Here is a 12,049-nt window from a genome sequence, read left to right as displayed (position 1 = left end):
TGTCCGACTCCTTGAAGCTATGTCGTTTTCATTCCTATATCAAGCTATGTGCCAACTTTTAACTTATTGTATTTATTGTTGTTTTTTGTTTTTCGTTATGGGGTGAATTGGGAGTCGGACGGACACCGGACAGTACGCGGACAGTAAATTAAGGCGGACAACGGACGCAATATGACATGTAAAGTCAAGGACCAAATAAGTATTGAGATTAATATTTCTTAACGTTTGGCAGGTCTATTTATGTTAACATTTGTACCGGTTTAGATTTAAATCTAAGTGAGCTCTAAAGGAATTTACATGATAAATATAAATAATAAATACGCACTAGTCAGTGCAGCAGTTTTACTTGCTCTTTCAGGGTGTGGTTCTTCAGATAAAGATAACCAAGATATAGTTATGCCGCCTGCCCCTCCCTTACCTGAGGTAAATCAAGTTGCATTAAAAACCGTTTATGACGGCTGTAACGGTGATGAACGTTATCCAAATGTGGATATTGTTTTTCATGACGCAAGTGGCGGCGTTGTGTCAACGCATACTTCTGATGCGAATGGTGAATTTAAGAGCGCAATTCCAGATCAGGCCGTGCATTTGTCTGTGGTAGAGCCAAGGAGTGAGCAACCGCAAAATAGAGTGATTCGAACTTTCATGGATATAGGTGGAGACGTTAATTTAGGTTCAATCTTGTTTATCCGTCCAGATAATGCACCTTCATGTTCACTTGTAGTACCCAGATGTAGCTCAGTTTCATTAGATACATCTAAACTGGATGTTGCTTATGAAGGTTATACACTGATCACGGGTGAAGGGGATACTCGTATTTTGGGTCAAGCGGATTCAAGTACCTACCCAATTACACTCAGTGTTTGTGATGATCAGGATAACTATCATGTTGCGCTTATCTCTCCAGACAGTACTTCTGCACAGGCTGCTAAGCTGTCAAACCTGGCTCTTGACGAACAGGTATATTTACAAGCGGACGATTTTGTCTATTCTGGCGTTGCGGTGAGTGATCCTGGGTTGGAAAACTTACACCACAGTGATATTAGTACTTTTGCGGCTCCAGGGTTCGAGCAGCCCGTCTTTGATATTCGTGCTTTTGCGGCTTCAGGGGTCGAGCAGCCCGTCTCTAGCGAAATATCGTTTATCTTTCCAGAGCTTGAAGCATTTAGATTTTATAATGCTGGGAGAAGAAGTAATGTTACCGTAAATAATGAAAGATATTTTATTTACAGTGGCTCTGTGTCTCGCATTGACGAAACTGGGCAGATCCAACTTGAAGCGCCGATAGAAATTGATTCTACCCCTTTGGACATGTTGATGTCTTTCAATAGCTTACAATACAGTTATGACTTTACACACATGGATGAGCGGGTCAATGAGGTGATTTGGACAATCAAATTTACTGATGTAGCGTCTGATCTATATAACTGGCGGATCTCAGGGGACTTGGCAGGGAGTGTACCGTCTTTTGAATTTGGTCAGTTGTTAAACCAGAACAGTCTAGAACTGTCAAAGTTCTCGCACATAAGTCTTGTTTTGTCTGGGTTCCCAGATATTTCCACAGACCTCAATACGTACAGAAGCAGAGTGGCCGATATGACAAAAGAAGGGGATGTGGATCACACTCACGTAGAAGCTCAATCGTATATTTACAAACATTATTCTCATAGTAATAGGGCTGATTAGGTGGCTGGGTATTCTTTATCCATATGCTAGTTCGTGAATAAAAAATCATTTCTTAGAAAAAAAGGACAAGAATGAAAAAAAATATATTTGTGTTGCTGCCTGTAGCTGCTGCATTGAGTCTTACGGGATGTGGTTCCTCATCAAAAGATGAACCCAGCCCGGTGGTGACTGAAACTCCCACGCCCGCTATACCACCAGCTCTAAAAAGCATAGAGTTAAAAACGGTGTTTGAGGGATGTGCTGGCGAAGAACCAAAATCGAATGTCAATATTGTGTTTCACGACGCATTAGGCGCGATTGTTGGACAAGGTGCATCAAACTCAGAAGGGATATTTAAAGGGGATATCCCTGCAGACGCCAAACATATTTCTATTGTCGATACTGATATCAAAGATGGGTTGCAAATTAATGGCGAAGTCGTGACCCACATGGACATAGAAGATGGGTTAAATTTAGGCACAGTGAGTTTTAATGTGCCTAACAGCTATCAAGGGTGTGACGTACCGGCAGTATCACCATGCATTGAATTGCGAGTGGATTACACAGAGATACAAAGTGCATATCCTCACCACACAGTGGTTAGCCAAAGGGGCAATATCCTTGGTTTGCATAACCCTGACCATTTAGATACTGTGCCTGGCCTCACGGAAATTCAGAGCTGTGGTGAACATGATGTCTTTCAGTTTGCGTTAGTGTCACCAGATGGTACGGTTGCAAAAGCTGCGAGTGTTAAACCTTCGCAATACCTTACACCATTGACTGTGAAATTAGTTGCTGAAGATTTTATATACGAAGGTGTGGCTGTTGACACGGCTAATTCAGAATTTGAAGGTGAATCATCCATTACGTCATATCTGAAAGAAGAGGTAGATTTAGAAGGGGCTTACCCATATAAAACTATTTTTTCTGCATCGACTACGGCGATGCAATTTATCTTTCCAGATTTAGCTGAATATCACCAGTACCGCGCCTATTTGGATGAAGACATAGAAATTGGCGAATATGCGATTAGTAGACGTCACTCCTCACGTTCGACTATTACAGAATCTGGACAGTTTGACTTTGAGGCTCCCATTTCCTTAACAAATAGTATTGAAGCTGATTTTTTACTTGGTAATGTGAACAATAGTTTCAGTTTTGATTATGACTTTAGCAATCTAGATGACCGACTTCGAGTGGTGAGTTGGAATTTCTTTCCCACTAATGCTGCGGGTGAATCACTTCAGTGGAGAATTTTGAGCGATACCTCTGGCACGATCCCTGAATTTCAATTTGGAACACTATTAGATATTCATAGTGCTGATTTTGCTGCAATGGGAAATTTTGAAATTATGCTTTGGTCTCACCCTTATGGACCTGAAGGTTTTAAAGCGTATAGAGAGTTTATACGACAACACAAATATGCTGATTTTGACAAAGCTGAGTATAAGTCTTTTGTACAAGCAATATATTCTTTCAGAAAGCTTTGAGGGAAGTGATTGTCTTAAAGGTGGTTTGGGTGATATACCAAACTACCTTTAACCCTTAAATTGACCCATGATTTTACCGAGTATTCATAAAAGGGCAAGACTAAGAAAGCAGACTCTGTAGGATAGTTTAAATCCATTGAACGCTCTATAAAATATAAGTTACTAAACTAGATTATTAGTTCATGGGCCGATTCAGGCTGGTGGCTTGTATTTGTTTAATAATATGATTTTATAATGTTTTATATGATTGGGGTGAATTTGTTGAAAACATATTAGGCAACTGACATAACCCAACAAGTCTTGGTAAGCGTTATGAAGAAGCTACAATGTTTGGTAAAACAAGTGTTAATCGATAAACCTATTTTTACCCTTACCAATATGGATGTCACCGTTTCACCTTGAGCTATTTGTTGGATATCAGCCTTTCTGCTGGTAACCATAGAGAAAATCTTTTAGATGGGAGCGCTGCTGTGCAAGTGAGCTCAATGCCTCTATGGCATGAGAGCAGCCATTTTTTGTTGGTTGATTTTTCGTGTGTTGAGAGGTGTTAGGGAGCATGATGTTCGACTCCTTGAAGCTATGTTGTATCTTTCCTATATCAAGCTGTACTAATTTTTAAAGTTTTGTATTTATTGTTTTTTCATTTTTCATTTTTCATTTTTCAGTAGGAGGCGGGAGGACAATGGATATTGCGTCACAGGCGTTTGAGTTGCAAACAATAGCATAGAGTAACATTTATTAACTTTTATTGGGGAGTCCTCGTGCTAAGGTTTGTTCCGATTTTGATTGGAATTACCCAGTTGTTTTAAAAGGAAATAAAATGAAGAAATTAAACCTTAAAAATGCGTTTGTTACCAGTGCAGTACTTGTGGTGTTATCAGGCTGTGGTTCTTCAGACGACGATAAAGTTGTAGTTGCTCCAATAGTGCCAGCCCCAGAACTTGGCTCTGTGACACTCAATGCGGTGTTCGGTGGATGTACTACGGCAGATAGCAGCACTGATATTGAAATCATTTTTCATGATGAAAACGGGGGGGTTGTTGCCACGGGGAACCCAGATGAAAATGGCGCTTATCAAGGAAATATTCCTGAAAACGCTAAACATATCTCTGTTGTAGATACGATTGCCCGAGAAGATAGTCGTACGCTTCGAAAAATATACACACACATGGATATATCAGGAGATGTCAATCTGGGCACCATGGTATTTGATTCACCGCAAGAGTGTAGTGTCATCACGGCGATACCTTGTCATACCTACTTTGTTGATGTAGGAGACGCTGCACTAACATACCCCGACTATAAGATATTGACTAAAGGCTTCGACTCAACCTTTTTGAGTTACGTGTACAAGAAACCGTTAGGCGATTTATTGAAAGATGCGCATCTTTGCAGAGGCGAAAAGTTCATTCCATTTGTGGCTGTGTCGGATGATAAAGAGATAGTCAAACTTGCTCATGTTGAACCGAATGCCGATGCTAATACTGGCGTGTTTCAGTTGTTAGCTGAAGACTTTAGTTATGATGGCGTAGCCGTTACGGAGCCTGAGCTGGATGAGGGCGCTGACATAGTTATTGCTTCCTATATAAAGGGAAAGCAAGAGGGTGATAGTTATAAATTATTGTTTAATATGCCTGTTATAACAGCAAATGCCATTTTTCCTGATTTAGCTGACTATTCGCAGTACACCGTAAAAGTGAGTGATGATACCGATTTAGATATTTTCCAGCTGATACGCACAAGCTACTCAGAATCTGCAATTTCCTCTGAGGGGGAAGTGAACTTTACCGAGCTTGTTGAATTAGATAATGGTCTAGGGCAGGCATTTTTATCTAGTCATGACAGCAGTAATTTCAGTTTTAGCTATGACTTTAGCGCATTGGATGAGAGATTAAAGCTAGTTGACTGGCAATTTTCGTTTTCGTCTAGCGAAGACGAAAGCTATCAATGGCATATTGCCGGTGGTACAGCGGGTAACATACCAGAGTTTCAATTTGGTAACGCGTTCACTGTAGACAATATTGAGTTTAATGGGCTGTCATCATTTCAAATCAGTTTGTCGGCATATCCAAAAGGCCCTGCGGCATTGAATGATTACCGCACCTTTTTAGCGACCCAGGACAAAGACGATTTTTCAAAAGCTGAAAACCAATCTTATATACAATTTGACTATAAATTCATAAATAAAAGTGGTCGTATTGATTAAGTACTGTATGTGCTGAATTATTGATTAAAGTGGTATTAATGCCGTCTGCATGAGGTTTGATATCACTCAAAGGCCTATTAATCTCACCCCCTGCTGAATCACAAGTTGTGTTGAAGTGAAACAAACCATCAATAGATCTTGTAATCAGTACTTCAATACAAACATTGACAGCAAGTCAGTTATGTAGCCGTGACAAAAAATGACCAAGGGGCATATATCTAATTTGATCTTCAGTCATTTATTTACATATGCTGATCTTAAGAAAAGTGACCTGAGTAGGTTGTAGTCCCCCTTTATAATGCTTTAAAATATATGAGAAAAAGTGATTTTTATAAAAATAAAAAGGAAAAAAAATGAAAAGTGGTTTATTTGTACTTCTCCCTGTCGTTGCTGCATTGGGTCTTGCTGGATGCGGTTCTTCATCAAAAGATAGAACTGACCCTGTAGTAACAGAAAAGCCAAACCCTGTGACACCGCCTGCCCTAAAAAGCATAGAATTAAAAACCGTGTTTAATGGCTGTGCTGGAGAAGAGCCAAAGCCAAACGTCAACATTGTTTTTCATGATGCAGAGGGAGCCGTTGTTGCGGAAGCCACATCAAATGAAGATGGTATATTTAAAGAAAGTATTCCAACCAATGCTAAACACATTTCTATTGTCGATCTTGATGTAAAAGACCGTTTGGTTTATGGAAGCAAAGTTGTGACCCATATGGACATAGAAGATGGACTAAATTTAGGAACAATTAGTGTTTCAGCGCCTCAAGCTTATCAAAATTGTACTGCTCCAACTGTATCGTCTTGTCGCACACTGCGAGTGGACTATACTGAAATTGAGTCTACGTACCCAAACTACTCAGTCATTACCCAAAGGGGCCATATCCTTGGTTTACCGATATCAGATCATTTGGTTGCTGGTCCGGGACTATCAGAAATTGAAAATTGCACTGGAGATGATGTCTTCCGGTTTGCCTTGGTATCACCAGATGGCTCGATTGCAAAAGCTGCACAAGTTGAACCTTCACACTATATTACGCCATTAACAATTGAATTGGTTGCAGAAGACTTTATCTATGATGGTGTGCCTGTTGACAATGAAGAAGATGACTTTGCTGGGAATGCATCCATCGTATCTTATAAAAAAACGCAAGAGAGCGATCAGCCATATGATGTTACTTTCTCTGTTTCAACAACAGCTATGCAATTCATTTTTCCAGATTTAGCTGATGCGCACCAGTATCGAGCTCGTTGGGATGAAGAGGTAACGGTAGGCGAGTATACAGTTGACAGGTATTATGCTTCTCGTTCGAGTATCACAGAAACAGGGCAACTAGAATTTGAACCGCCAACCCATTATACAAAAGGTATTGAAGCTGGATTTTTATCTGGGAATATGAATAACAGCTTTAGCTTTGATTACGACTTTAGCAACTTGGATGATAGGTTTCATGCAGTGTCGTGGTATTTAAACCCTACGGATTCTGCTGGCGAATCAGTTAATTGGAATGTAGTGAGCGATACATCGGGCACTATACCAGCCTTTCAATTTGGTGAATTGTTAGACATTAACAGTGCAGAATTTTCTGCTATGCAAAGTTTTGAAATTGCGATATTTGGCCACCCTCATGCGCCACAGGGCTTCAAAGATTATAGAGAGTTTAGACAATCTTCTCGATTTGTTGATTTTGACCGTGAAGAGTATAAATCTTTTGTACAGGCGGTGTATTTCTTTGAGAAATATCAAAATCAATAATTAAAAATTTGGATTGTAGCTTGGCTGAAGCCAAGCTGCATTTCTAAGTGCCAAAAGTAAGCTAGGTTGAGCTAGGTTAGTGTACGATTTATTTCAGACCATATTCACCAAGTCCATGCAATACAGCAAGTTGCATGAGTACCAGCCAAATTGTAAATAGACTACTCCAAGATTTAGACATACCTAAAATTCGATTAAAAATAAAGACTAGCCAAGCGAATAACAATATGACTCCGATTAGATGATCAATGGCACTTATTGCATATAAGGTCGTGATTGTGGCAATGAATACTGCGAGTGCACAGCGCAAAATATTGCCATAGTCAGCACCAATAAACTGGATTGTGACTTTGGCGGGTATTAGGGTAATGGCAAATAACAGTGATAAGACTAAGAAAGTAGACTCTATGGGATAGTTTAAATCCATTTAACAATCTATAAAATATTAGTTTCCAAGTGAGGTAATTATTTCATATTTCGGAGTTGCAGGCTAGCTTAAAGGTATAACCACTAGCAAAATCACTGATACTTTTCAGTGACTCTATTTAATATTTTGAAGTCAAATTTAATGCTTTATGGTTGTCGTTTTTTAAATTATCCATATTTTTTCCTTATTTTATCTCCATAGTCAGTGCTGGTGGCCTAGTTCCTGTTAATTACCTGATTTTAATGCATTTGTTTTTATTATCGGGATAGATATATGGAAAACCAAGTAGGTTACCGACATAACCCCAACAAATCCAGGTAGTCATTATGGAGGAACTGCAATGTTTGGAAAAAGCTACCGTCAATCGATAAATCTACTTTTACTCATCCCTTTGACAATATGGGCGTCATCACTTCATGCCAGCATACCCATAGAGTCTTCCGCGCCCACTCAGTTGATTGCTAAAGTGCACTCAACAACTGAAGTTGGGCTGAGTTGGCAGGCACCTATTGGTGTTGAAGGCATTACGGGTTATCGCGTATTTCGTGATGGTAAACGCATTGGTCGTACTAAAATGCCCTTTTATGTTGATACATCAGCGAACCCTAATTTTGAGCACACTTACCATGTTGTGGCTGTGGCAAGAGCACAGGGCAGACAAATCAGTCAACGTTCCAATACCGATAGTGTAAAAACACTTACCGATGTTGCCAATGATGGTATGCGTAATGGTTCGGTGATCAGAGTAGGGATTGCTAGGCTGGTGGATCACTGCGGCACTAATGATCTGGATGCTATACCAGCGCAGGAGCTGGATGCTTGTATGGATAAGCTGATCGAGCACTATACGCTCAAAGCGGGCTTAGAAGATATGCAGGCATATGTGGCGCGCTATCGTCAACAAGAAGACAGTCAAATGATAGAGCTTGGTAAACGCCTATTTTTTAGTAAAGCCTTAAGTCAGAACTTTGATACCTCCTGTGCTTCCTGTCATCACCCTGCGCAAGGTTGCGGCAGTGATGGCTTATCGCTATCTATTGGTGTGAATGCTGAAGATGCTGATGTCATGGGGCTGGGCCGCAGTGATGGGCTGACGGTTCCTGCTGTTGGCAGAAATTCACCACCAATATGTAATTCTGCACTTTGGGTTGACAGTATGTTTTGGGATCAACGGGTACGGTTACGAGAAGCGAACCGCGATAGTGAGGTGGGTACTGTCTCAACGGCAGATATACAAACACCTGAACTTGATGTAACACGCTTGATGAATGAAGAGGTAGAGAGTTCAGATCCATTACGTTTGTTGATGGCACAGGCTCATTTTCCGATAACCGCAGCAGCAGAAATGGGTGACCCCAGCGGTTTTGAATCGCCACAAGCTTACCGGGAGTTTATCGCACAGCGTCTATCCGATAATTGGAAGCCTCACTTTGTAGCGGCGTTTGGTGATGAACAGATAAATTTCTTGCGTATAGCGCGTGCTATGGCCGCTTACCAAGCGTCATTTATGTTCATAGATAACCCATTTTTTGACTATATCGAGGGCGAGAAGCAAAAACTGAGTGAAGGGCAAAAGCGAGGGGCCTTGTTTTTTTATACCGCAGCAGGTTGTGCAAATTGTCATGATGGTGTGATGTTTACACCTGAACGTACTCGCGGTCCGTTGTATCCGCAAATAGGTGTACATGGTGTCGCAGATGGAAACTTTAAAAACCAATTTAGAATGCCAAGCTTATTAAATGTGGGCATCACCGCGCCGTATGGAGACAAAGGGGTATTTGCCACATTAGAGCGTGTTATTGAGCATTACTCAGATGTGACAGGGTCGTTAGAGCGTTTTTATGGTGAGCACGAAACCTGTGGTTTACCGCAGTTTAAGCACTTGAGTGCTGAGCAATGTGAACAGGTTGTTGGTGAGGCAGGAGATTATGTTCTGGCATTGAATGCGCAAAATCGTGCGGCCTCAGATCGGGGGGACGATGCCATTATTCGTGGTTTTACTGAGACGCAAATCAGTTACCTTACAGCATTTTTGCACGCGTTAACTGACCCGGATGCCTTGTCTGGTAGTAATGAAATTAATGCGCTTATTCCGCTTCGAGATGGCGGACCTGATGGCCATCAATTTGATGCCATAAATCGTGCTGGAGACGCACTGTAAAAACAACTTGTAGCAGGTGTGTGAGTACACCTGCTATTTATATAAATCACTGAATTACTTCGTCTACTGGCTTTTTATTGCTCTTTTTTGTTTTAGGATTGTGTAAAAATAAGCAATTAATAGCCTGAATTATTAAGGAAAGTAGTGTGGTAGATTTTAATTCCGTTATAGAGACTTGGCATGACTTTTACTCCGTCTTGTCACAAGTCAGTGCAACGTTTGCAGGCTTGCTTTTCGTGAGTTTATCTTTGCGTCATGAGTTGCTAAATCATCCTGAGTTTGTTCGAGTAAAAAGACTGGCACAGCACACCTTTAAAGCCTTTTTGTTTCTGGTGATATTTGCACTCATTTTTATTATCCCTAAAGCGGGTCTATTGGGCACCACCATACCGTTATTTTTAGTTGCACTCTACGCATTTGTTATTACTACAAGAGGCCTACAGATCGAACTGAAAGACAAGTGTGACTATGCCGTACAGGTCTCTGGTGCGAGTAAAATCTACTTACTTTCGATGTTAACTTACTTGATGTTCGGCGTTGTTGCAGTGCTGTTATTTCTTGGTATTGAGAAGGCGTTATATTTGGTTGTGGGGTTGGTCATATGGACACTAGCCTTAGTGACCACCAGTTCATGGAAGTTATTGGCAGAATTAAACGCAGATAACATGAATCAAAAATGTGAGTAATCAAAGTGACCCACTTAATTAAAAAGCCCAGCTGTTAAACTGGGCTACCTTGCGTAGGTCATGGTTATGGTGCAGTACTTAACTCAGCGTCAGGCTGGCTAATATCCTGTTGTGCTTGCTCCGTTTTCTTCGCAAACTTCAACGCGCCATACCAACATAAGCTGGCAATCGTGATTAACATCACATCAACTATCACAAGATCCACCAATACCATGTTTGATAACACATTACCAAATTGCAGGTAATTTGGCATATTGAGTAGTGCAGCCAAGGCGTACAACAGTCCTGATAATTTCAAGGTGTAGTGACAGAACATAGGTTGTTGTTTGATGAACAGCGACGCAATGATACTAATGAAAAAGCTAATATACACGATTGCTTGAATACTGGTCATACGGCCTGCTAGGTCAAGTGGGATGACTTTTGCTGCAACAGCGCCTAAGGCAATAGCAGCCATGCAACCGATAAATGCCCCCGAGGTTAAGCGAGTAACAAAGTTAAGACTACGTTTGCTTTGTTTCTTTTGTTTGGCGCGTTTGCTGATCCACATGAGATTACCAGTAATGATCACATACGCGGTTGCTAACCCAAGAATGAAAAAGGCAATACGCATCCCATAACCAGCAAAGTCGCCAAAATGTAAGCTGGCAATCGTTGCAAGACCACCACGCAAGTTATTGTCGTAGTTGTCAGTGGTGATATATATTTGCTGCTGATCTTTAAGGGTATAACGTACATCTACTTCGTTAGAGAACTCGTCATTGCTTTTGGCCATAAACACTAATACAGCATTCTCATCACCAAAATGCTCTATCATCATCAGCCTGAGCGTAACATCCCCCATTTCTTCCATGGCTCTGGGGTATAGTGCATCAATGCCTTGCATCGGCATGCGTTTGTCAGCTTCTTCAATGTGAGGCTCATTAAACCCAGCGGCCTGGAGTACTTTTTCTTGACTACCTTGATACAAAATAAGTGCGTACGAGATTTGGTAGATGATCACCAGGTTGAAGACCAGGCCTGTGAATGCGTACATGATATGAAATGGCAAGCCCATGGTGCCAATCAAGTTATGTGCATCAAGCCATTTATCTTTGTTTGCGCCAAAGCGGTATTGATAAAAGTTTTTAAACAATTTGCGCCAATGGATCACGACACCGCTGAGCAGGGCGACAAAAAAGAATAGGGTAATAATACCGACAAAGTATAAGCCAATGCGCCCGAGGCCTAAATCATAGTGTAAATGGTATACAAAATTGGCGTATTGAAAGTCATTGGCGTCGGCAATCACATCACCTGTTATTGGGTCGAGCAATAAGTACATGTCTTGGTGATCTTCGCCGGTTTCTGGGTGTGGTTCATCAAGCTCAACGGCAAAGTAGACTTGAACGAATGGGTTTCGCTCTGATGGCTCGTATAAATAGAAGCCATGGTGCGTATCTACGTGATATTGCTCATCGAGTTTAGCGAGCACGGCATCATAGGACACACCTTTACTATGCGGCGCATGCTCACCTATCAAAGAGACTTTTTCCCAGGTGTCGATATTCGCTCTAAACAGGCTAATTGATCCGGCAATAAATACGATAAACAAAACAAATGAAATGATGAGACCAATCCAAGCGTGTGCATTGGTGAGTGTCTTTAAAGTTTGGTTTTTCAT

Annotated in this window: 9 protein-coding genes; 6 read left to right on the top strand and 3 right to left on the bottom strand. The window is 41.0% G+C overall.

Features of this window, described 5'->3' with window-relative positions; translation table 11 throughout:
* The first annotated feature begins 297 nt into the window (after positions 1-297).
* Positions 298-1,686 carry a hypothetical protein gene (locus L1077_RS00150; protein WP_237135078.1) on the top strand — a complete coding sequence of 463 codons (1,389 nt, stop codon included), beginning with the start codon at positions 298-300 and terminating at the stop codon, positions 1,684-1,686.
* A 71-nt stretch (positions 1,687-1,757) separates the two neighbouring features.
* A complete protein-coding gene (locus tag L1077_RS00145; protein ID WP_237135077.1) occupies positions 1,758-3,155 on the top strand; it encodes a hypothetical protein in 1,398 nt (465 codons plus the stop codon).
* Positions 3,156-3,572: 417 nt separating this feature from the next.
* On the opposite strand, the gene L1077_RS00140 is transcribed toward L1077_RS00145, so the two are convergent.
* On the bottom strand, positions 3,573-3,713 hold the full coding sequence (locus L1077_RS00140) for a hypothetical protein (RefSeq protein WP_237135076.1): 141 nt from the start codon (positions 3,711-3,713) through the stop codon (positions 3,573-3,575).
* Positions 3,714-3,975: 262 nt separating this feature from the next.
* Between L1077_RS00140 and L1077_RS00135 the strand changes: the two genes are divergently transcribed.
* Positions 3,976-5,361, top strand: a complete 1,386-nt coding sequence (locus tag L1077_RS00135) for a hypothetical protein (protein ID WP_237135075.1) — start codon at positions 3,976-3,978, stop codon at positions 5,359-5,361.
* A gap of 353 nt (positions 5,362-5,714) precedes the next feature.
* Positions 5,715-7,112, top strand: coding sequence for a hypothetical protein (locus tag L1077_RS00130; RefSeq protein ID WP_237135074.1), 1,398 nt, complete (start codon positions 5,715-5,717; stop codon positions 7,110-7,112).
* 88 nt (positions 7,113-7,200) lie between these two features.
* Here the strand turns inward: L1077_RS00130 and L1077_RS00125 are convergent, their stop codons facing one another.
* Positions 7,201-7,539, bottom strand: coding sequence for a hypothetical protein (locus tag L1077_RS00125; RefSeq protein ID WP_237135073.1), 339 nt, complete (start codon positions 7,537-7,539; stop codon positions 7,201-7,203).
* 340 nt (positions 7,540-7,879) lie between these two features.
* On the opposite strand from L1077_RS00125, the gene L1077_RS00120 reads away from it, so the two are divergent.
* Together L1077_RS00120 and L1077_RS00115 are read left to right on the top strand one after the other, a co-directional pair.
* Positions 7,880-9,700: a cytochrome c peroxidase gene (locus tag L1077_RS00120; protein WP_237135072.1), complete on the top strand. Its 1,821-nt coding sequence runs from the start codon at positions 7,880-7,882 to the stop codon at positions 9,698-9,700.
* Positions 9,701-9,846: 146 nt separating this feature from the next.
* Entirely contained in the window at positions 9,847-10,386 is a 540-nt protein-coding gene (locus L1077_RS00115) for a hypothetical protein (protein WP_063360617.1), read from the top strand.
* A 64-nt stretch (positions 10,387-10,450) separates the two neighbouring features.
* Here the strand turns inward: L1077_RS00115 and L1077_RS00110 are convergent, their stop codons facing one another.
* A complete protein-coding gene (locus L1077_RS00110) occupies positions 10,451-12,049 on the bottom strand; it encodes a PepSY-associated TM helix domain-containing protein (RefSeq protein ID WP_237135071.1) in 1,599 nt (532 codons plus the stop codon).

This window comes from Pseudoalteromonas luteoviolacea, assembly GCF_021654285.1.
Lineage (GTDB): Bacteria > Pseudomonadota > Gammaproteobacteria > Enterobacterales > Alteromonadaceae > Pseudoalteromonas > Pseudoalteromonas luteoviolacea_J.
Note: the sequence above shows the minus strand (reverse complement) of the source record. Positions and strands in the feature narration are given on the sequence as shown.

Coding starts and splice junctions, on each gene's coding strand:
- L1077_RS00125 (WP_237135073.1), bottom strand. CDS start 7,539: ATGGATTTAAACTATCCCATAGAGTCTACTTTCTTAGTCTTATCACTG.
- L1077_RS00120 (WP_237135072.1), top strand. CDS start 7,880: ATGTTTGGAAAAAGCTACCGTCAATCGATAAATCTACTTTTACTCATC.
- L1077_RS00145 (WP_237135077.1), top strand. CDS start 1,758: ATGAAAAAAAATATATTTGTGTTGCTGCCTGTAGCTGCTGCATTGAGT.
- L1077_RS00110 (WP_237135071.1), bottom strand. CDS start 12,049: ATGAAAAACCAAACTTTAAAGACACTCACCAATGCACACGCTTGGATT.
- L1077_RS00140 (WP_237135076.1), bottom strand. CDS start 3,713: ATGCTCCCTAACACCTCTCAACACACGAAAAATCAACCAACAAAAAAT.
- L1077_RS00130 (WP_237135074.1), top strand. CDS start 5,715: ATGAAAAGTGGTTTATTTGTACTTCTCCCTGTCGTTGCTGCATTGGGT.
- L1077_RS00150 (WP_237135078.1), top strand. CDS start 298: ATGATAAATATAAATAATAAATACGCACTAGTCAGTGCAGCAGTTTTA.
- L1077_RS00135 (WP_237135075.1), top strand. CDS start 3,976: ATGAAGAAATTAAACCTTAAAAATGCGTTTGTTACCAGTGCAGTACTT.